Genomic DNA, 20,170 nt, shown 5'->3' on the forward strand with positions numbered 1-20,170 from the left:
CCCATCATGAACCACCCCCAGACACCACTGCTCTGGCAGGGCGAGCAGTACCCGAGCACCGACCCGGCCGGGATCTACCAGGCCCTCGCCGACCTGGAACGCCCCTGCTTCGTCGTCCGCACCCCGCAGGGCATCGGCGCCGCCGCGGGCGGCCGAGCCGTGCCGTCCGGCGGCCGCGAGAGCGGCCTGCCGCTGCTCGCCGCCGCCGCACCGCTGCCCCCGCAGCGGCTCGGCTCGGCCGCCTTCCTCGCCGCGCACGGCGTGCGCCAGCCCTACCTGGCCGGGGCGATGGCCGGCGGCATCGCCTCCGCCGACCTGGTGATCGCCCTCGCCCGGCAGGGGTTCCTCGGCTCCTTCGGTGCCGCGGGCCTGCTGCCAAAGAGCATCGCGAAGGCGCTCGCCCGGTTCGCCGCCGAGATCCCCGGCCTGCCCTACGCCGTCAACCTGATCCACAGCCCCAGCGAGGAGCGGCTGGAACGCGAGGCCGTCGAACTGTTCCTGCGGCACGGCGTCCGCTGCGTCGAGGCCTCCGCCTTCATGGCGCTCAGCCCGCACATCGTCCGCTACCGGCTGGCCGGGCTGCGCCCCGGCCCGGACGGCCGACCGGTCGCCGAGCACCGGGTGATCGCCAAGATCTCCCGCACCGAGACCGCCGAGCGGTTCATGCGCCCGGCCCCCGCCGCCACCGTCAGCGCCCTGCTGGAACAGGGCCTGATCACCCCGCTCCAGGCCGACCTCGCCAAGTACGTGCCGATGGCCGACGACATCACCGTCGAGGCCGACTCCGGCGGCCACACCGACCGCCGGCCGCTGCCCGCCCTGCTGCCCAGCATCCTGCGGCTGCGCGACGCCGTGCAGCGCGAGCACCGCTACCCGGCCCCCGTCCGGGTCGGCGCCGGCGGCGGGCTCGGCACCCCGTCCGCCGTCGCCGCCGCCTTCGCCATGGGCGCCGCCTACGTGGTCACCGGCTCGGTCAACCAGTCCTGCGTGGAGTCCGGTGCCTCCAAGGCGGCCAGGGCGCTGCTCGCCGCCGCCGGCATCGCCGACTGCGAGATGGCCCCCGCCGCCGACATGTTCGAACTGGGCGTCGAGCTGCAGGTGCTGAAGAAGGGCACGCTCTTCCCGATGCGCGCCAAGAAGCTCTACGAGCTCTACCAGGCGTACGACGGACTGGAGGCGCTGCCCGAGGCCGAGCGCGCCCGGCTGGAGGCCCAGGTCTTCCGCCGCCCGCTCGCCGACGTCTGGCAGGAGTGCGTCGGCTACTTCGAGCGCCGCGACCCCGAACAGCTCGCCCGCGCCGCCGGCAACCCCAAGCGGCGGATGGCCCTGGTCTTCCGCTGGTACCTCGGGATGAGCTCGCGCTGGGCCGTCACCGGCGACCCCGACCGCACCCTCGACTACCAGATCTGGTGCGGACCGGCGATGGGCAGCTTCAACGACTGGGTCACCGCCAGCTACCTCAAGGCACCCGGCAACCGCCGGGTCGCCGAGGTCGCCCACCACCTGATGCGCGGTGCCGCGTTCCACACCCGGATCGCCCAGCTGCGCACCGCCGGTGTGCACGTCCCGGCCGCCGCCGCCGACTACCGGCCCGTCCCGCTGGAGTCCGCGGTCACCACCCTGGAGGGCGCCAGATGACCGGCCCGCTCGACGGACTCGGCTCCGCCGCCGCGCGGTTGGAGCAGACGCTCGGCCCCGCCGAGGACCCGGCCAACCCGTACGGCTTCGCCGCCGCCGCCCGCCGCGACGAGGCCGGGGAGTACCCCGAGGCGCTGGCCGCCGCCCTGCGCGCGGCCGGATTCCACCTCGACTACCTGCCCGCCGACTGGGGCGGCACCTTCCGCTCCTTCGACCGCAGCCTGCTGCTCGTCCGCACCGCCGCCCGGCGCGACCTCAACGCCATGCCGGCCACCATGTTCTCCATCACCGCCGCCACCTGCGTCCGGCTGCACGGCTCGCCCGCCCAGCAGCAGGAGGTCGCCGCACTCCTGCGCGGCGGCGGCGCGGTGGCCTTCGCGCTCTCCGAGGCCGAGCACGGCAGCGACCTGCTCGCCAACACCGCCCGCCTCGAACGCGACCCGGACGGACCGGGCCTGCGCCTCACCGGCGAGAAGTGGATGGTCGGCCTCGGGCAGCGCTGCGAGGCCGCCTACGTGGTCGCCCGCACCGGGGAGCGCGGACCGGGCTCCTTCACCGCCGTCCTGCTCGACCTCGCCGCGGCCGGGCCCGAACTCGACCGCGGCCCCGCCGTGCCCACCGGCGGCATGCGCGGCATCGACTTCGCCCACCTGCGCTTCGACGGCCTCCCCGTCCCCGGGAACCGCGTCGTCGGCCGGCCCGGCGAGGCCCTGGAGGCCGCGGTCAAGGCCCAGCAGGTCGTCCGGCTGATGTCCACCGCCGGCAGCCTCGGCTGCGCCGACACCGCCCTGCGGCTCACCCTCGGCTTCGCCGCCGAACGCCGCACCGGCCGCAGCCGCCTCCTCGACACCCCCCACCAGCGGCGGGAGTCCGCGATCGCCGCGGCCGCGCTGCTCGCCGCCGACGCCGTCGCCCTCACCGCCGCCCGCGGCATCCACTTCGCCCCCGAGCAGTTCAGCATCTGGGGCTGCGCCGCCAAGCACGTGGTCGCCGAGGCCGTCGAGGACGCGATCGCCCGCTGCGGCGCCACCCTCGCCACCCGCGCCGTGCTGCGCACCGAGGGCCCCGGCGGCGGCCTCTTCCAGAAGCTCCAGCGGGACGCCGCCCTCGTCCGGGTCGTCGACACCAGCACCCTGGCCAACCTCCGCTCCTTCACCGGCCAACTGCCCGCCCTCGTCAAGGCCCCGGCCGGCCCGGCCGGGCACGCCGCGACCGTCTTCGCCCTGGACGCGCCGCTGCCGCCCTACGACCCGGCCCGGCTCGACCTCAACGCCCGCGGCCGCGACCTGCCGACCGGCACCCTCGCCGCGATCGCCGGCCCCGCCGCGGCCGCCCTCGCGGAGGGCGGCGCCCCGCAGGCGGCCGCCCTCGCCGAACGCCTCCGGGACGCCCTGCAGGACCTGCCCAAGGAGGTCGAGCAGGCCGGCCCCGGCCTCGCCCTGGTCGACCTCGCCGAACGGTTCGCCTGGCTGCACGCCGCCGCCTGCTGCCTCCAGCTGTGGTGGGCGAGCCGCCACCTGCCGCTGCACGGCCGGCCGCCCGGCTCGGCCGGCTGGCTCGGCGCCTGCCTCGGCTACCTGCTCGCCCGCGCCGACGGCACCGACCCGCGCCACGGGGCCGACCTGCTCGCACCCGCCCTCGACACCGTGCTCGCGCTGCACGACGGCGGGCGGCTGTTCTCCGCCGTCCCCGTCCCGCTGGCCTGACCGACACCCCTGCACCCACGCGACCGATCCACGCGACCCGGAGGAGACCGGTGCCGAAGCCAGAACTCGACAAGCTCGCCGCCGAGCTGGAGGCCCACCTCGGCGACCCGCACGACCCGGCGAGCCGGATGCCGTTCGAGCGGATCCTCGACCACGACGAACGCGAGGAGTACCCCTACCCCTTCGTCAACCTGCTGCAGCGCTGGGGGGTGCACGAGTACAACATCCCCGCCGCCCAGGGCGGCCGGGCCGGCGACGTGGAGACCGGCTTCAACCTGCTGCGCCTCGTCGCCCGCCGCGACCCGACCACCGCCACCGCCCTGATCATCACCAGCCTGGCCTTCCTGCCCGCCTGGATCGCCGGCACCGCCGAGCAGAAGCAGTACCTGGTCGACGCCATGAAGCAGGGCAGCCGCTACGCCTGGGGCCTGTCCGAGCGCAACCACGGCAGCGACGTGCTCGGCAACGAACTGCGGGCCGACAAGGTCGACGGCGGCTACCTGCTCACCGGCGAGAAGTGGCTGATCGGCAACGCCCGCGTCGCCGACGGCCTCACCGTCTTCGCCCGCACCAAGGAGTCCGGCGGCCCCGCCGGCTACTCGATCCTGCTGCTGGAGAAGCGCCGCACCCCGGCCGGCTCCGTCGAGGAGCTGCCCAACGAGCGGCTGCACGGCCTGCGCGCCATCGACATGAGCGGCATCCGGGTGGACGGGGTGTTCGTCCCCGACTCCGCCCGAATCGGCGCGGAGGGCGCCGGCCTGGAGATCGCCCTGCAGACCTCCCAGGTCGCCCGCACCCTGATCGGCTCCATCGCGCTCTCCGCGGTGGACACCGCACTGCGCGGCACCCTCGACTTCACCGAGCACCGGGTCATCTTCGGCCGCACCGTCAGCGACATCCCCTACTCCCGGAGGCAGTTGACCGAGTGCTTCGCCGACCTGATGGTCGCCGACGCGGTCAGCCTCGGCGCTGTCCGCAGCCTCCAGCTCGTCCCTGAGCAGGCCAGCGTCTGGTCCTCGGTCGCCAAGTACCTGGTGCCGACCATGCTGGAACGCACCATGTCCCAGCTCAACGTGGTGCTGGGCGCCCGCTTCTACCTCCGCGACGACCCGCACCACGGCATCCACCAGAAGATGCTTCGCGACCTGCTGGTGGCCAACTTCGCCGACGGCAACACCGTGGTCAACCTGAAGAACCTCGCCCTGCAGTCGGACGGACTGCTCGCCGCCGCCGTCGAGCCGCCCACGGGTGCCGCCGACGCGGCCGAGGAGCGGGTGGCCGACCTGTACGGCATGGGCCGGCCGCTGCCGCTCTACCGCCCCTGGGACCAGGAGCTGTTCAGCCGCGGCCGGGACGACGCCCTGCTCGCCGCGCCCGCCTCGCTCGCCGCCCTGCGCCGCCTCGCCGCCGGCGTCCGGAGCGAGGAGGGTGACCGGCTGCGGCGCGCCGCCGACACCGCCGCCGAACTCCTCGGCCGCGCCTCGGCCCTGCACGCGCGCAGCCGCACGCTCAAGACCGGACTCGGCCGCGAGTACGGGCAGTCCGCCGAACTCTTCGACCTCGCCAAGGAGTACTGCCTGCTGCACGCCGTCGCCGCCTGCGTGCACACCCACGTCCACTCCGCCGCCGCGATGGAGGACCCGCTGCCCAGCGGCGCCCTGCTGCTGCTCCAACTGGAACGGCTGCGCCGGCAGTGGTACCCGCACGAGGCCGTCACCACGGCCGCCGACGTGGACGAGGTGATGGTCGTGCTGCGACGGCTGCACCGGGGCGACCGGCTGTTCTCGCACTGGCAGTTCCGGCTGGCCGCGCGCACCGGGCCCCGCCCCGGCGCGCGGTGACCCCCGACCTGCCCGCACCGCAGCGGAAGGAGTGCCGCATGCCACCGCACCCGGGCGCCCGTGCCCTCTGCCCGTCCTGCCGGCGAACCGGCCGGCCCGACCGCCTCGACCCCGACCTCAAGGTCTGCCCGCCCTGCCGGGAACGGCTGCGCTGGGAGATGTCCGAGTGGCTGAAGCAGCTGGTCGGCATGGGCGTCCTCGGCACCGTCCCGGAGCCCAGGGAGCACCGGGAGCCCCGGCAGCAGCGCAGCCGGAGGCGCGATGCCCGCACGTGACGGCCACCTCTGGCTGCTCCCGGAGGCCGCCGCCGACGCCTTCGCCGCCCGACACGGCGGGCCCGGCCTGCTCGGCCCCGAGGAGCGGACGCGGCTGGCCCGGCTGCGCGGCGAGGGCGCCCGGCGGCGCTTCCTCGGCGGCCGGGTGCTCGCCCGGTACGCGCTGAGCGCCCGCTCCGGCCGGCCGCTCGGCGGCTGGCGGGTGCGGACCGCCCCGGACGGCCGTCCGGAGCCCGAACCGTCCGCGGACGGCCTGCGGTTCAACCTCTCGCACACCGACGGGATGGTCGCCTGCCTGGTGACCTCCGGCCGCGGCTGCGGGGTGGACGTGGAGCCGGCCGTGGCCGGCGCGGCCGCCGTCCGCCACCTGCCGCGCTGGTTCGCCGCGGCCGAGCGGGCCGCCGTGGACGCCGCCCCCGCGGCCGACCGGCCGGCCCGGGTCGCCGCGTACTGGGTGCTCAAGGAGGCGTACCTCAAGGCCGTCGGCACCGGGCTGCGGCGGGAGCTCGCGGGCTTCTCCTTCACCCCGCCGGAGAGCCGGCCGATCCGGGTCACCGACCCGGCCCGGCCGGCCGCCGAGAACGCCGCCTGGCACTTCGAACTGCTCCACCCCGCACCGGGATTCGTCCTCGCCGCCGCCGTGCAGGACGGCCGGGGCGGCCGCATCCACCGCACCCTGATCGCCCCCTAGCCAGCTAAGGACCCCTCATGTCTGCAACCGCCAAGCCCCGGGTCGCGGTCGTCGGCGCCGGCGTGGCCGGCCTGTCCGCCGCCTACCGGCTCCGCGAGCACGCCGAGATCACCCTGTTCGAGCAGGACGACCGCGTCGGCGGGCACGCCCACACGATCGAGGTCGAGGACGCCGGCCGTGTGCTCGGCATCGACACCGCCTTCGTGGTCTTCAACGAGCCCAGCTACCCCAACCTCAGCCGCTTCTTCGGCGAACTGGGCGTCGCCACCCGCCGGCACGAGGGCGGCTTCAACTTCTTCGACCTGGACTCCGGCCTGCAGTACGGCACGGCCGAGATGGCGCTGCCGGAGGAGGAGGTGCTGGCCCGCTACCCGGCGGAGTTCCGCACCATCTGGAGCGAGGCCCGGCGCTTCCACCAGGAGGGCCGCAAGGACTTCCTGCGCAAGCGCACCGACCTGCCGCTGGGGGAGTACCTGGACCGCGGCGGCTACAGCGCCGAGTTCCGGTACGGCTACGTGATCCTGCTGTGCACGGCGGTCTGGTCGGTGCCGGCCGAGCTGATCTGGGAGATGCCGGCCACCACGGTGATCGCCTTCTTCATGGCGCACGACGAGGGCGGCCTCGGCGGGCAGCGGGTCGACTGGCAGACGGTGGAGGGCGGTTCGGTCCAGTACGTGCGGAAGGCGCTGACCGCGATCGACCCCAAGCTGCGGCTCGGCGAGCGGGTGCTGTCGGTCACCGAGCAGCCGGAGGGGGCCACCGTCACCACCGCGTCCGGCGCCGAGCGCTTCGACCACGTGGTGGTCGCCGCGCACGGCGACCAGGCCCGCGCCCTGCTCACCGAGCCGAGCCCGCTGCAGCGCGAGACGCTCGCCCGGATCCGCTACAACTCCTCCGTCGCGGTGCTGCACACCGACCCGTCGGTGATGCCCGCCGACCGCTCCCGCTGGGACAACTGGAACTACGGCAAGGTCGCGGTGGGCGGCGAGGTCCGCCCGTACGTCGCCTACTACATGAACCGGCTGCACGGCTTCGAGTCCGAGCAGGACTACTTCGTCACCCTGGACTGCCCGCTGCCGGTGCGCGAGGAGTCGGTGATCCGCGAGCTGCACTACGAGCACCCGGTGATCGACCTGGACCTGCGCACCCTGCAGAGGACCATCTACCGGGTCAACGAGGGCACCCGGATCAAGCTCTGCGGCTCCTACTTCCACTCCAAGCGGCTGCACTGGGACCAGATCGGCTCGCACGAGGCGGCGTTCTCCTCCGGGCTGGAGGCGGCGGAGCAACTGCTGCGGGAGCTCGGGCGCTGAGGCGCTCCCCGAAAGAGCTGGCATTGGAAAGCGCCACTCTCTATAGTGGATAGCGCAAGGTTCCACTATCGGTTTCGGCGGGCCCTCGTACGTGGGTTCGCCGATCGGCGGCCGAGGAAGGCTGACCCCATGCCTACGCTCCCCTGGACCACACCCAACGCTCCTCGGCCGCAGACCCGGGCCATGGTGATGGCCTCCCGCTTCGAGGTCCGCTCGCTCGCCGACGTGCCGCGCTTCTTCTGGAAGTCGCTGGCCGCCTGGCGGCAGGTCCGCACCGCGCCCGGCGCCGTCGGCGCCTCGCTCATCGCCCAGCCGCTCAAGCGCACCTTCTGGACGCTCTCCGCCTGGGAGTCCCGGGAGGCGCTCTACACCTTCGCCAAGACCGAGCCGCACTACTCGATCATGACCTCGCTGCGGTCGACCATGGACAACTCCACCTTCACCTTCTGGGACGTGCCGGTGGAGGAGCTCCCGATCACCTGGGCCGACGCCAAGCGCCGGCTCGCCGAGCAGCGGCAGGCCGACGCCGCCCCGGCCGAGGGCGCCGGGGCCTGACCGCCGCCGTTCCTCCCGGGCGGGCCGCACCCCGGCCCGCCCGGACCCGGCCGGCCCGGATCCCGCCGCACCGCGACCGCCGAGCCGCGACCCCCCGCACCGCGACAGACCCCCGCTGCACCACGACCGAAGGAGAAAGCTGTCATGTCCTCGACAGGATTGCGGTCCGTCCCGGCCGGGGACCTCCCCGCCGACGGCGGCGGCCGCACCGTGCCGCTCTGGCTGTCGATCGTCGCCTGCAGCGTGCCGATGTTCATGGTCGCGCTCGACAACCTGGTGGTCTCCACCGCCCTGCGCACCCTGGCCGTCGACCTCAAGGCCGACACCCGCGACCTCCAGTGGTTCGTCAACGCCTACGTCCTCAGCTTCTCCTGCCTGCTGCTGATCGGTGCCGCGCTCGGCGACCGCTTCGGGCGCCGGAAGGTCTTCGTCCTCGGCATCGCGGTCTTCACGCTCTCCTCGATCGCCTGCGGCCTCGCCGACACCAGCGCCGAACTCATCACCGCCCGCACCGTCCAGGGCTTCGGCGCCGCCGCCGTCATGCCGCTCTCGCTCACCCTGCTCTCGCAGGCCGTCCCCGAGCGGCTGCGCAGCCTCGCCCTCGGCCTGTGGGGCGCGGTCAGCGGCCTCGCCATCGCGCTCGGCCCGGTGGTCGGCGGCGCCGTCGTCGACGGCCTCGCCTGGGAGTGGATCTTCTGGATCAACGTGCCGGTCGGCGTGCTCGCCGTCCCGTTCGTCCTCAAGGTGCTGAAGGAGAGCCGCGGCGAGCGCGCCGGCCTCGACCTGCTCGGCATGCTGCTCGCCTCGGCCGGCCTGCTCGCCCTGGTCTGGGGCATCGTCAACGGCAGCGAGGACGGCTGGACGGACGGCCGCATCCTCGGCGCCTTCGCGGCCGCCGCCGTCCTGCTGACCGCCTTCGTGCTCTGGGAGCGCCGCGTCGAGCACCCGCTGCTGCCGCTCGGCTTCTACCGCGTCCGCGCCTTCACCCTGACCAACGTGGTGTCCGCCTCGATGTACTTCGGCGTGTTCGGCTCGATCTTCTTCCTCTCCCAGTACCTGCAGATCGCGCCCTACCGCACCCCGCTGCACGCCGGCGTGCTCACCCTCGCCTGGACCCTGATGCCGATGTTCATCGCCCCGGTCGCCGGCGCGCTGACCGACCGGGTCGGCGGCGGCCGGCTGATGGCGCTCGGCCTCTTCCTGCAGGCCGCCGGCCTCGCCTGGATCAACCTGGCCGCCACCGACGACACCCCCTACTCCCACCTGGTCGGCGCGATGCTGGTGGCCGGCGCCGGCATGGGCTTCGCCATCGCCCCGACGGCGGCCGTGGTGCTGGGCGCGGTCGGCCCCGAGCACCGCGGCAAGGCCTCCGGCGCCAACACCACCGTCCGGGAGATCGGCGGCGCGCTCGGCATCGCCGTGCTCAGCAGCGTCTTCCTGGAGTACGGCAGCCCGGTGAACGCCCAGGAGTTCGTCAAGGGCCTGCACCCGGCGGTCTGGGTCGGCGTCGCGGTGGTGGTGTTCGGCGGCGTCTGCGCCCTGTTCATCCCGCGCCCGCCCCGCCCGGCCGCCGAGCCGGTGGAGGACGTCCCCGCGGACGAGCCCGCCCCCGCCAACGCCTGACGGACCCGCTCCCGGAGGAGCGGTCGTCGAACGCCGAAGGCCCCCGGAACTCCCGGGGGCCTTCGGCGTGCGTCCGTGCGGCCGTCAGCCGCGGGCGCCCTCGAAGGCGCGGTGCGAGGCGTTCGCCTGGGCCAGCCGGCGCATCGCCCCGATCAGGGCGTCGCCGAGCACGGTGCCCAGCACCGCGCCCTCCACCTTGCTGTCCAGGCCCTCGCGGCGGCCGATCAGCGCCAGCTCCGCCGTGGAGAGCCGCTCCGCGGCGGCCGCGTAGTCGTCGAAGACGTCGAGCAGGTCGTCCTGGCCGAGGTCGCGGAGGGTCACCACCAGCTGGGCCAGCGCCTGCCGGGCGGGGTTGCCCGGCTTCACCTCCCAGCCGTGCCGCTCGACGAGCTCCTCGACCAGCTTCTCCGCACTCTCCCAGGCGTCCGGGTCGGCCGCGGTCACCGCCGGGGTGACGGCGGCCTGGGCGATGCCCAGCACCTGGTGCAGGCTGTTGCCGGGCTCGTCGATCGCCTGCAGGACGTCGCGGGTCGCGGCCACCGAGAGCTTGCCGACCTCGACCATCGCCCGCACCAGCTTCAGCCGGTGCACGTGGGGCTCGCCGTACTGGGCCTGGTTCGGACTGGTCAGCTCGCCGCCGGGCAGCAGTCCCTCCCGCAGGTAGTACTTGATGGTCGGGACCGGCACCCCGGTCCGCCGGCTCAGCTCTCCGATGCGCATGGCGTCCCGTCTGTTCGAGGGTCGGACGGTCCGCGCGGCGGGCGGCGGACCAATATGGATAGCATACGTCTCCACTATCGGTGTCCGCCCGGGAACCGCGGGCACCCGCGCCGGGCACGCCGCCGCCCCGTATACCGTGGTGGGCGTGCAGGTACTCCAGAACGCCCCGCTCGCCCCGCTGACCACGCTCCGGCTCGGCGGCCCCGCCCGCCGCCTCGTCACGGCCACCACCGACGACGAGGTCGTCGCGGCCGTCCGCGAGGCCGACGCGGCCGGCGAGCCGCTGCTCCTGCTGGGCGGCGGCTCCAACCTGGTGATCGGCGACGCGGGCTTCGACGGCACCGTGCTGCGGATCGCCACCCGCGGCTTCGAGCTGGACGGCACCCGCCTGGAGCTGGCCGCCGGCGAGGTCTGGGCCGACGTGGTCGCCCGCACCGTCGCCTCGGGCCTCGCGGGCGTCGAGTTCCTGGCCGGCATCCCCGGCTCGGCCGGCGCCACCCCCGTGCAGAACGTCGGCGCCTACGGCCAGGAGGTCGCCGAGACGATCACCGAGGTCGTCGCCTACGACCGGCAGGCGGGGGAGACGGTCGTCCTCACCAACGCCGAGTGCGCCTTCTCCTACCGGCACAGCCGCTTCAAGGCCGACCCGAACCGCTACGTGGTGCTGCGGGTGCGCTTCGCCCTGGAGGACGCCGCCGGGCAGTCCTCGCCGGTCAAGTACGCCGAGGTCGCCCGGACGCTCGGCGTGGCCGCGGGGGAGCGGGTGGACCTCGCCACCGCCGCCGGCACCGTGCTGGAGCTGCGGGCCGGCAAGGGCATGGTGCTGGACCCGGAGGACCACGACACCTGGTCGGCCGGCTCCTTCTTCACCAACCCGGTGCTCACCGCCGAGCAGTACGCGGCCTTCACCGCCCGGCTCGACGGCCTGACCGCCCCCGCCTTCCCCGCGCCCGACGGCCGCACCAAGACCTCCGCCGCCTGGCTGATCGACAAGGCGGGCTTCACCAAGGGCTACGGCACCGGCCGGGCCACCCTCTCCACCAAGCACACCCTGGCGCTCACCAACCGGGGCTCGGCCAGCACCGAGGACCTACTGGCGCTGGCCCGCGAGGTCCGCGACGGCGTGCGCGCCGCCTTCGGCGTGGAGCTGGTGAACGAGCCCGTGATGGTCGGCGTCGCCCTCTAGGGCGGCAGCGCCCGCCGGGCCGGCCAGCCACCCGTCGATGTCGGCCAGCAGCTCCTTGCGCACCGACTCGGGTGCGAGCGAGCCGCGCACCGACTGGCGGGCCAGCTCGGCGAGCTCGGCGTCGGAGAAGCCGTGCACCGTCCGGACGAGGTCGTACTGGGCGGCCAGCCGGGAGCCGAAGAGCAGCGGGTCGTCCGCGCCCAGGGCCATCGGCACACCGGCCTCGAAGAGGGTGCGCAGCGGCACGTCCTCGGCGCGCTCGTAGACGCCCAGCGACACGTTGGACGAGGGGCAGACCTCGCAGGTGACGCCGCGCGCGGCCAGCCGCTCCAGCAGCCGGGCGTCCTCCGCGGAGCGGACGCCGTGCCCGATCCGGCCGGCGCCCAGGTCGTCCAGGCAGTCCCGGACGGACTCCGGGCCGGAGAGCTCGCCGCCGTGCGGGGCCGCCAGCAGCCCGCCCTTGCGGGCGATCTCGAAGGCGCGGTCGAAGTCCCGGGCGAGCCCGCGGCGCTCGTCGTTGGAGAGGCCGAAGCCGACCACGCCGCGGTCGGTGTAGCGGACGGCCAGCCGGGCGAGGGTGCGCGCGTCCATCGGGGACTTCATCCGGTTGGCCGCGACCACCACCCGCATGCCCACCCCGGTGGCCGCCGAGGCCTCCCGCACCGCGTCGAGGATCAGCTCCAGCGCCGGGATCAGCCCGCCGAGCCGCGGCGCGTACGAGGTGGGGTCGACCTGGATCTCCAGCCAGCGCGAGCCGTCCCGCCGCTCGTCCTCGGCGGTCTCGCGGACCAGGCGCCGGATGTCGGACTCGTCGCGGAGCACCGAGCGGGCGGTGTCGTAGAGGCGCTGGAAGCGGAACCAGCCGCGCTCGTCCGTCGCCCGCAGGCTGGGGGGCTCGCCGGAACTCAGGGCCTCCGGCAGCCGCACCCCGTGCTTGTCGGCCAGTTCCAGCAGCGTGGCCGGGCGCATCGACCCGGTGAAGTGCAGGTGGAGGTGGGCCTTGGGCAGGAGGACGACGTCACGCGGGGCTGAAAGGCGATCCATCCACCGATCCTGCCGCATTCCGGCGGCGAACGGGAGCCGCCCCCTGAACATCCCTCGAAAGAATGAGTTTCAACGGGGTGTCAGGGGGCGGTGCGGCAGCCGGGGAGCGTCAGTCGCGGGCCTCGGCCAGCAGTCGCTGGATCCGGGTCACGCCCTCGACCAGGTCGGCGTCGCCGAGCGCGTAGGACAGCCGCAGGTAGCCGGGGGTGCCGAAGGCCTCGCCCGGGACGACCGCGACCTCGGCCTCGTCCAGGATCAGCGCGGCGAGCTCGGAGGAGCTGGCCGGGCGCTTCCCGCGGATCTCCTTGCCGAGCAGGCCCTTGACCGACGGGTAGACGTAGAAGGCGCCCTCGGGCTCGGGGCAGAGCACGCCGTCGATCTCGTTGAGCATCTTCACGATCGTGCGGCGGCGGCGGTCGAAGGCGGTCTTCATCTCGTCGACGGCCGACAGGTCGCCGGCCACCGCGGCCAGCGCGGCCACCTGGGCGACGTTGGAGACGTTGGAGGTGGCGTGCGACTGCAGGTTGGTCGCGGCCTTCACGACGTCCTGCGGGCCGATCAGCCAGCCCACCCGCCAGCCGGTCATCGCGTAGGTCTTGGCGACGCCGTTGACCACGACGCACTTGTCGCGCAGCTCGGGCAGCAGGGCCGGCAGCGAGGTGAACTCGGCGTCCCCGTAGACCAGGTGCTCGTAGATCTCGTCGGTGAGCACCCACAGGCCGTGCTCCAGCGCCCAGCGGCCGATCGCCTCGGCCTCCTCGCGGGTGTACACCGCGCCGGTCGGGTTGGACGGCGAGACGAAGAGCACCACCTTGGTGTTCTCGGTGCGGGCCGCCTCCAGCTGCTCGACCGAGGCCTTGTAGCCGGTGGTCTCGTCGGTGACGACCTCGACCGCCACGCCGCCCGCGAGCTGGATCGACTCCGGGTAGGTGGTCCAGTACGGCGCCGGGACGATGACCTCGTCGCCCGGGTCGAGGATCGCGGCGAAGGCCTCGTAGATGGCCTGCTTGCCGCCGTTGGTCACGAGCACCTGGGAGGCGTCCACCTCGTAGCCCGAGTCGCGCAGCGTCTTGGCGGCGATCGCGGCCTTGAGCTCGGGCAGGCCGCCGGCCGGGGTGTAGCGGTGGTTCTTCGGGTCCTGGCAGGCGGCGACCGCGGCGTCGACGATGTAGCCCGGGGTCGGGAAGTCGGGCTCGCCCGCGCCGAAGCCGATGACGGGGCGGCCGGCCGCCTTGAGGGCCTTGGCCTTGGCGTCCACGGCGAGGGTGGCGGACTCCGCGATGGCGCCGATCCGGGCGGACACCCGGCGGTCGGCGGGACGGACGTTGGCGGGGGTGGAAGCGCTCATGCCTGCATCGTCGCAGAGTGGGCACCGCCGGGGCAGGAGGGTTCCAGCATGCGTACCGGGCGTCCCACGATGTGTCCCCGCAGGCCCGGCGACGGGCTCCGTCGGGCGACGTCGGCAAATGAGGTTCGACCAAACGCCTCGGAACCCGTATGCTCGACCACCGATGGCCCCCGCGGACCGCAACGCCGATGCGTACACCACGCACCGGCACCGATGCGGTAGGTTGGGGGTCAACTCCGGGGCCGCGAGGCACCGTAGGGCACTAGCTCAATTGGTAGAGCACCGGTCTCCAAAACCGGCGGTTGGGGGTTCGAGTCCCTCGTGCCCTGCTGCTTTTTTCGTACCGAGCCCGTTCGCTCCACAGAGCGAGCGGGCTTGATGCGGAGAGGGCCCCGTCAGCAATGCACTTCGCCGGACCGGCGCGCCCACCCCGGGCACGCTTCTCGGCAGGACCCGGATTCAGGTGAGGACGAGTGACGGAGACCACGGGCTCCACCGCAACGCCTGAGAGCGGCAACCCCGAGGGTGCCGACGGCGCTGCCGCCACGCCTGACGAGGCGCTCTCCCGCCGCGACCGGAAGCGCGCCCGCAAGGCGCAGGGCGGCGACCGCAAGTCCGGCAAGCGGGCCAAGAAGGGCCTCTTCGCGCGCATGGCGGTCTTCTACCGCCAGATCATCGCCGAGCTCCGCAAGGTCGTCTGGCCGAGCCGCGGCGAGCTGATCCAGTACACCACCGTGGTCGTCGTCTTCGTCGTCACGATCATGCTCGTGGTCTACGGCCTCGACACCGCCTTCGCCAAGCTCAGCCTGCTGATCTTCGGCTGACCCCGCGCCCGATCCGGCGCGACTTTCCTCCGCGGACGCCACCGGCCCGACCGGCCGGTGCGCGACGTCCGGACACCCGCCCGGCCCCGTCCTGCGCACCCGAGACCGGTGCCCCGCCCCTCCGGGACGGGAGACCGGTCCGGGCTTTCGGCGCCGACAGGGCGGGCCAGCTACCGTTGACTCGGTACTGTTGAGGTATCCGTTACACATCCCAGGAAAGAAGCAGCGCCCGTGTCTGAGTCCCCCCTGTACGACGCCGACGCCGACGAGACCGTCCGCGACGCGGACGTCGCGGCCGAGGCCGCCGACGCCGAGGCTGCGGAGCAGATCCTCGACGCCGCCGACGCCGACGAGGACGAGGTCGAGGCTGCGGACGAGGCGGAGGCGGGCGTGCCGGCCGAGGCCGCCGCGCTGCACGAGGTCGCCGACGCCGAGGCCGCCGCCGAGGAGGCGTTCACCGCCGAGGCGGAGGAGAGCGACCCGGTCGCCGAGTTCCGCGAGAAGCTCCGCCTCGCGCCGGGCGAGTGGTACGTCATCCACACGTACGCCGGCTACGAGAACCGCGTGAAGCAGAACCTGGAGCAGCGCTCCGTCTCGCTGAACGTCGAGGACCGCATCTTCGAGTCGGCCGTGCCGCAGGAAGAGGTCGTCCAGATCAAGAACGGCGACCGCAAGACCATCCGTCAGAACAAGCTCCCCGGCTACGTCCTGGTCCGCATGGAGCTGGACGCCGAGTCCTGGGGCGTCGTCCGCAACACCCCGGGTGTCACCGGCTTCGTCGGCAACGCCTACGACCCGTACCCGCTGACGCTGGACGAGGTCGTCAAGATGCTCGCGCCGGACGTCGAGCGCGCCGCGGCCAAGGAGGCCGGCAAGGCGTCCCCGGTCCGCCCGGTCGAGGTCCAGGTGCTCGACTTCGAGGTCGGCGACTCGGTCACCGTCACCGACGGCCCGTTCGCGACCCTGCAGGCGACCATCAACGAGATCAACCCCGACTCGAAGAAGGTCAAGGGCCTGGTCGAGATCTTCGGCCGCGAGACCCCGGTCGAGCTGTCGTTCGACCAGATCCAGAAGAACTGACGCAGATCTTCGGCTTCGGGGCGGGGCGCAGGCTCCGCCCCGGAGCCGTTTTGGTCCAGGGCCGCATCAGCGGTTAGCCTGGTCCGATGTGTGTGCTGGCGGCCGGGTGTCGCCCCGACCGATGCACACGCCGAAATCACCTCTCGGAAGGACCCGGAGAGACATGCCTCCCAAGAAGAAGAAGGTCACGGGGCTTATCAAGCTCCAGATCAACGCCGGTGCGGCCAACCCGGCCCCGCCGGTCGGCCCCGCGCTGGGTCAGCACGGCGTCAACATCATGGAGTTCTGCAAGGCCTACAACGCCGCGACCGAGTCGCAGCGCGGCATGATCGTGCCGGTGGAGATCACGGTCTACGAGGACCGCACCTTCACCTTCATCACGAAGACGCCGCCGGCCGCGCGCCTCATCCTGAAGGCCGCCGGCATCGACAAGGGCTCCAGCGAGCCGCACAAGACCAAGGTCGCCAAGCTCACGGCTGCCCAGGTCCGCGAGATCGCCACCGTGAAGCTCCCCGACCTGAACGCCAACGACCTGGACGCCGCGTCGAAGATCATCGCCGGCACCGCCCGGTCGATGGGCATCACCGTCGAGGGCTGATCAGCCCAGTCGTCCCCGTGGTAGGGCCGAGCGCGGCCCGTTCCCACCACGAACTCCATCACCTTCAGGAGAAGCAGTGAAGCGCAGCAAGGCCCTCAAGGCCGCGGACGCCAAGGTCGACCGCAGCCGGATCTACGCCCCGCTCGAGGCCGTCCGCCTCGCCCGGGAGACCTCCACCACCAAGTTCGACGCGACCGTCGAGGTTGCCATGCGCCTGGGTGTCGACCCGCGCAAGGCCGACCAGATGGTCCGCAGCACCGTCATCCTCCCGCACGGCACGGGTAAGACCGCTCGGGTCCTGGTCTTCGCGACCGGTGACCGTGCCGAGGCCGCGCGTGCTGCCGGCGCCGACATCGTCGGCTCCGACGAGCTGATCGACGAGGTTGCCAAGGGTCGCCTGGACTTCGACGCCGTCGTCGCCACCCCGGACCTCATGGGCAAGGTCGGCCGCCTCGGCCGCGTGCTCGGTCCCCGTGGCCTGATGCCGAACCCGAAGACCGGCACCGTCACCCCGGACGTCGCCAAGGCCGTCAACGACATCAAGGGCGGCAAGATCGAGTTCCGCGTCGACAAGCACTCGAACCTGCACCTGATCATCGGTAAGGCCTCCTTCACCGACGAGCAGCTGGTCGAGAACTACGGCGCCGCGCTCGAGGAGGTCCTCCGGGCCAAGCCGGCCGCCGCCAAGGGCCGCTACATCAAGAAGATCGCGTTCTCGACCACCATGGGCCCGGGCGTCCAGGTGGACCCGAACCGCACCCGCAACCTCCTCGTCGAGGAGGACCCGGCCGCCGTCTGAGCCACCGTGCTCCGGCAGTAGCCGCGTCCTGGGCGCACCGCGCAGTTCGTGACCGACGGGCCCGCACCCCCTTCACCGGGGGTGCGGGCCCGTCGGCCGTGTGCGCGGCCGCGCGGGGCCGCGGCCAGGGCCGGCCGGACGCCGGGGCGGCCGGCATGGCAGGGTGAAGGGCAGCGGACGAGGCACGGGACGGGCAGGGGAGGCGGGGATGGCGGGACGGGCGGTGCGCCGCGCGGCTGCGGCCGCGGCACTGGCCGCGGTGCTCACCGCCTGCGGCAGCGGCTCCGGGGGCGCCCCGGCGGCCTCGCCGAGCGCCTCCGCCGACCCGACGGTGCTCGCGACCCCGACCGACCGTTCGCCGCACGGCGTGCTGCTCTCCGCCCAGCTGGCCGTGCACGGCGCCCGGCGGGCCCGCTTCAGCGGCAACCTCGGCTCGGACACCGTGGCCGGCCTGTTGTTCTGGGCGCCCAAGACGGTGCTGCAGCTCAAGCGTCCCGGCACCACCGAGGAGGTTGTGGTGCTGGACACCACCGCCTACCGCGGCGGCGACGCGGCCACCGCGAGCCGGCTCGGCGGGCGGCACTGGGAGAAGTTCACCGGCGTGCCCGGCACCGACGGCCAGCGCGCCGTGCCGTACGCCGACACCGTCGACCGGCTCAACCCGGTGGTGGCGTTGACCGCGGCGGTGGCCGCCCCCGCGCCCGAGCGGATCGGCGCGGAGGAGATCGACGACACCGCCGTGGTGCACTACCGGGTCGCCACCACGGTCGCCGACTACGCCGAGGCGCAGACCCAGCTTCCGCCCGCCCGGCGGGCCGCCCTGCGCACCGCGCTGGGCGACGGCGGGGTGATCACCCTCGACGTCTGGCTGAACGACCGCGACCAGCCCGTCCAACTGCAGCGCACCGGCTCCGGCGCGGCCGAGCGGATCTCCGACACGCTGCGCTTCGACGAGTTCGGCGGGCCGCTGTCGGTGCAGGCCCCGGCCGAGTCGGACACCGCCGACGCGGGCGGGCGGAGCCTGCCGCCGCTGTAGCGGATGCCCGGATTTGGTCGATGCGCCGGGAGTCCAGTACGGTGGTGGCTGCCGAAGACCGCTGGTTGTCGTCCGCTTCCTTTCGGGGGCGAGGCGCCGAAGGATCTGCGATTCGTCGCAGGCAGCCCGCGCAGGAGTGTTTGGAGCTTGGACTTCCGCCCGTCGTGATCCGTCACGTCGGACGTCGAGGTCTTTCAGAGCCCCGTGCGCCTGCGCACCGGGGCTCTCATCGTTTCTGCTGAGGCTTCCTTCGAACCGGCGCGTCGAGGCGTTGAATGGTCGACTGCTCCAAGGTCGGCCCGACTTCGACATCACGGAAGGAGGCGTAAGCCTATGGCAAGGCCCGACAAGGCTGCTGCCGTCGCCGAGATCACGGACAAGTTCCGTGGCTCCTCCGCGGCGCTGCTGACCGAGTACCGCGGTCTCACGGTGAAGCAGGTCAAGACCCTGCGTCGCTCGCTGGGTGAGAACGCCGAGTACGCCGTGGTGAAGAACACGCTGACCAAGATCGCGGCCAATGAGGCCGGGATCTCCGAGCTGGACGACCTGTTCGCCGGCCCGACGGCTGTTGCCTTCGTCACCGGTGACCCGGTGGAGTCGGCGAAGGCTCTGCGTGACTTCGCCAAGGAGAACCCCGCTCTCATCATCAAGGGCGGTGTCCTTGACGGCAAGGCGCTGTCCGCCGATGAGATCAAGAAGCTCGCGGACCTCGAGTCCCGCGAGGTGCTGCTCGCCAAGCTCGCGGGTGCCCTGAAGGCCAAGCCCTCCCAGGCTGCCGCGGTCTTCCAGGCCCTGCCGTCGAAGCTCGTCCGCACCGTGGACGCGCTGCGCGACAAGGTCGAGCAGGGCGGTGCCGGTACGCCGGCTCCCGCCGAGGACGCGGAGTAATCACTCCCGCCCTCTAGCGGGCCCGTAGTACGCCCGCCAATCCGTACATCCGGCACCACCTGCCGATTTAGTGGAAGGACGCCAATCATGGCGAAGCTGACCCAGGACGAGCTGCTCGCGCAGTTCGAGGAGATGACCCTCATCGAGCTCTCCGAGTTCGTGAAGGCCTTCGAGGAGAAGTTCGACGTCACCGCTGCCGCCCCGGTCGCCGTTGCCGGCATCGCCGGCCCGGCCGCCACCGAGGCCGCTGTCGAGGAGCAGGACGAGTTCGACGTCATCCTCGACGGTGCGGGCGACAAGAAGATCCAGGTCATCAAGGAGGTGCGCGCCCTGACCTCCCTCGGCCTGAAGGAGGCCAAGGACCTCGTCGACACCGCCGGTGCCAAGGTTCTCGAGAAGGTCAACAAGGAGACCGCCGAGAAGGCCAAGGCCCAGCTCGAGGGCGCGGGCGCCAAGGTCACCGTCAAGTGACCCCTCCCCGGCCCTGAGGGCCGGGAGGTGCCTCCACGCCCCCGCTGAGGGGGCGCGCAGGAACACGGGCCGGGCCGGCCATCCGCGAGGATGGCCGGCCCGGCCTTTCGCGTACCCGCCCGCCCGTGCCGCGTACCCGCGTCCGCGGCGCGCCCGGGCCTGCCGGATACCTGCACAGGGCCCGCCCGCTGTGCGCCCGGCCACTGTCGGCGGCGGCCGGTAGGGTGATCACTGTCGTCGCGGCGACTCCACCACGGGATCTGTAACGCTCCCGGGGCCGCGGACGATGAGGCAGGCGAGGTCCGCACTCCGATGGGGGCCTTGACGAACGGCAGCAGGCGCGCGATTCTCAAGGCGCGCGCCGTGCTCGGCCCGTCCGCCCCGGTTGGAGCGGCTCCGGATGCATATTCGGTGGCCCCAGCGGGAAGTGACTCCGAGTAGAGGTGCGGTGGCCCGGGAGCTCCCGGGCCGTCGGTTGTACGAGGGCAGGGCACCCCCTGCGGCACGGCTCCCCGGCGGGGGCCGGAGCGCACG

At 73.3% G+C, this 20,170-nt stretch carries 19 protein-coding genes and 1 tRNA gene; 17 read left to right on the forward strand and 3 right to left on the reverse strand.

Annotation, left to right across the window (positions count from 1 at the left end; all coding sequences use genetic code 11):
- Window positions 1–6: 6 nt before the first annotated feature.
- From ABD353_RS00570 to ABD353_RS00605, 8 genes are all read left to right on the forward strand, one after another.
- Window positions 7–1,638, forward strand: a complete 1,632-nt coding sequence (locus ABD353_RS00570; RefSeq protein WP_344621433.1) for a PfaD family polyunsaturated fatty acid/polyketide biosynthesis protein — start codon at window positions 7–9, stop codon at window positions 1,636–1,638.
- Window positions 1,635–3,344 carry an acyl-CoA dehydrogenase family protein gene (locus ABD353_RS00575; protein ID WP_344621434.1) on the forward strand — a complete coding sequence of 570 codons (1,710 nt, stop codon included), beginning with the start codon at window positions 1,635–1,637 and terminating at the stop codon, window positions 3,342–3,344. The genes ABD353_RS00570 and ABD353_RS00575 overlap by 4 nt, the downstream gene beginning before the upstream one ends.
- Window positions 3,345–3,394: 50 nt before the next feature.
- Complete coding sequence (locus ABD353_RS00580) at window positions 3,395–5,185, forward strand: acyl-CoA dehydrogenase family protein (protein WP_344621435.1); 1,791 nt, start codon at window positions 3,395–3,397, stop codon at window positions 5,183–5,185.
- Window positions 5,186–5,223: 38 nt separating this feature from the next.
- Window positions 5,224–5,460, forward strand: coding sequence for a hypothetical protein (locus tag ABD353_RS00585; protein ID WP_344621436.1), 237 nt, complete (start codon window positions 5,224–5,226; stop codon window positions 5,458–5,460).
- Window positions 5,447–6,151: a 4'-phosphopantetheinyl transferase family protein gene (locus tag ABD353_RS00590; protein ID WP_344621437.1), complete on the forward strand. Its 705-nt coding sequence runs from the start codon at window positions 5,447–5,449 to the stop codon at window positions 6,149–6,151. The genes ABD353_RS00585 and ABD353_RS00590 overlap by 14 nt, the downstream gene beginning before the upstream one ends.
- Before the next feature lie 17 nt (window positions 6,152–6,168).
- Window positions 6,169–7,464 carry an NAD(P)/FAD-dependent oxidoreductase gene (locus ABD353_RS00595; RefSeq protein ID WP_344621438.1) on the forward strand — a complete coding sequence of 432 codons (1,296 nt, stop codon included), beginning with the start codon at window positions 6,169–6,171 and terminating at the stop codon, window positions 7,462–7,464.
- A gap of 129 nt (window positions 7,465–7,593) precedes the next feature.
- Window positions 7,594–8,019: a DUF3291 domain-containing protein gene (locus tag ABD353_RS00600; RefSeq protein ID WP_344621439.1), complete on the forward strand. Its 426-nt coding sequence runs from the start codon at window positions 7,594–7,596 to the stop codon at window positions 8,017–8,019.
- Window positions 8,020–8,163: 144 nt separating this feature from the next.
- Window positions 8,164–9,642 (forward strand): MFS transporter, encoded by a 1,479-nt coding sequence (locus tag ABD353_RS00605; protein WP_344621440.1) that lies wholly within the window; start codon window positions 8,164–8,166, stop codon window positions 9,640–9,642.
- A gap of 84 nt (window positions 9,643–9,726) precedes the next feature.
- Here ABD353_RS00605 and ABD353_RS00610 read toward each other — a convergent pair whose 3' ends face one another.
- Window positions 9,727–10,362 carry a MerR family transcriptional regulator gene (locus tag ABD353_RS00610; RefSeq protein WP_344621441.1) on the reverse strand — a complete coding sequence of 212 codons (636 nt, stop codon included), beginning with the start codon at window positions 10,360–10,362 and terminating at the stop codon, window positions 9,727–9,729.
- A 145-nt stretch (window positions 10,363–10,507) separates the two neighbouring features.
- On the opposite strand from ABD353_RS00610, the gene ABD353_RS00615 reads away from it, so the two are divergent.
- Entirely contained in the window at window positions 10,508–11,548 is a 1,041-nt protein-coding gene (locus tag ABD353_RS00615; RefSeq protein ID WP_344621442.1) for a UDP-N-acetylmuramate dehydrogenase, read from the forward strand.
- Here the strand turns inward: ABD353_RS00615 and ABD353_RS00620 are convergent.
- The gene (locus tag ABD353_RS00620) at window positions 11,453–12,592 is read right to left on the reverse strand and encodes an adenosine deaminase (RefSeq protein WP_344621443.1); all 1,140 of its coding nucleotides are present in this window, start codon (window positions 12,590–12,592) and stop codon (window positions 11,453–11,455) included. The two genes, ABD353_RS00615 and ABD353_RS00620, sit on opposite strands and share 96 nt — an antisense overlap.
- A gap of 109 nt (window positions 12,593–12,701) precedes the next feature.
- Window positions 12,702–13,940: a pyridoxal phosphate-dependent aminotransferase gene (locus tag ABD353_RS00625; protein ID WP_344621444.1), complete on the reverse strand. Its 1,239-nt coding sequence runs from the start codon at window positions 13,938–13,940 to the stop codon at window positions 12,702–12,704.
- 256 nt (window positions 13,941–14,196) lie between these two features.
- Here ABD353_RS00625 and ABD353_RS00630 point away from each other — a divergent pair.
- The 8 genes from ABD353_RS00630 (at window position 14,197) to rplL (ending at window position 19,636) form a co-directional block, all read left to right on the forward strand.
- Window positions 14,197–14,269: transfer RNA gene (locus tag ABD353_RS00630), tRNA-Trp, on the forward strand.
- 144 nt (window positions 14,270–14,413) lie between these two features.
- Window positions 14,414–14,764, forward strand: a complete 351-nt coding sequence (gene secE, locus ABD353_RS00635; protein ID WP_263104914.1) for a preprotein translocase subunit SecE — start codon at window positions 14,414–14,416, stop codon at window positions 14,762–14,764.
- A 231-nt stretch (window positions 14,765–14,995) separates the two neighbouring features.
- Window positions 14,996–15,844, forward strand: a complete 849-nt coding sequence (nusG, locus tag ABD353_RS00640) for a transcription termination/antitermination protein NusG (protein WP_344621445.1) — start codon at window positions 14,996–14,998, stop codon at window positions 15,842–15,844.
- 163 nt (window positions 15,845–16,007) lie between these two features.
- On the forward strand, window positions 16,008–16,442 hold the full coding sequence (gene rplK, locus ABD353_RS00645) for a 50S ribosomal protein L11 (protein ID WP_030263630.1): 435 nt from the start codon (window positions 16,008–16,010) through the stop codon (window positions 16,440–16,442).
- Between the two features lie 76 nt (window positions 16,443–16,518).
- On the forward strand, window positions 16,519–17,241 hold the full coding sequence (gene rplA / locus ABD353_RS00650; protein WP_263104917.1) for a 50S ribosomal protein L1: 723 nt from the start codon (window positions 16,519–16,521) through the stop codon (window positions 17,239–17,241).
- A 208-nt stretch (window positions 17,242–17,449) separates the two neighbouring features.
- A complete protein-coding gene (locus ABD353_RS00655; RefSeq protein WP_344621446.1) occupies window positions 17,450–18,277 on the forward strand; it encodes an SCO4651 family lipoprotein in 828 nt (275 codons plus the stop codon).
- Between the two features lie 333 nt (window positions 18,278–18,610).
- A complete protein-coding gene (gene rplJ / locus ABD353_RS00660; protein WP_095874414.1) occupies window positions 18,611–19,165 on the forward strand; it encodes a 50S ribosomal protein L10 in 555 nt (184 codons plus the stop codon).
- 87 nt (window positions 19,166–19,252) lie between these two features.
- A complete protein-coding gene (gene rplL, locus ABD353_RS00665; protein ID WP_344621447.1) occupies window positions 19,253–19,636 on the forward strand; it encodes a 50S ribosomal protein L7/L12 in 384 nt (127 codons plus the stop codon).
- Window positions 19,637–20,170 lie beyond the last annotated feature (534 nt).

The organism is Kitasatospora arboriphila (assembly GCF_039528095.1).
In the GTDB taxonomy this organism is placed as follows: Bacteria; Actinomycetota; Actinomycetes; order Streptomycetales; family Streptomycetaceae; genus Kitasatospora; species Kitasatospora arboriphila.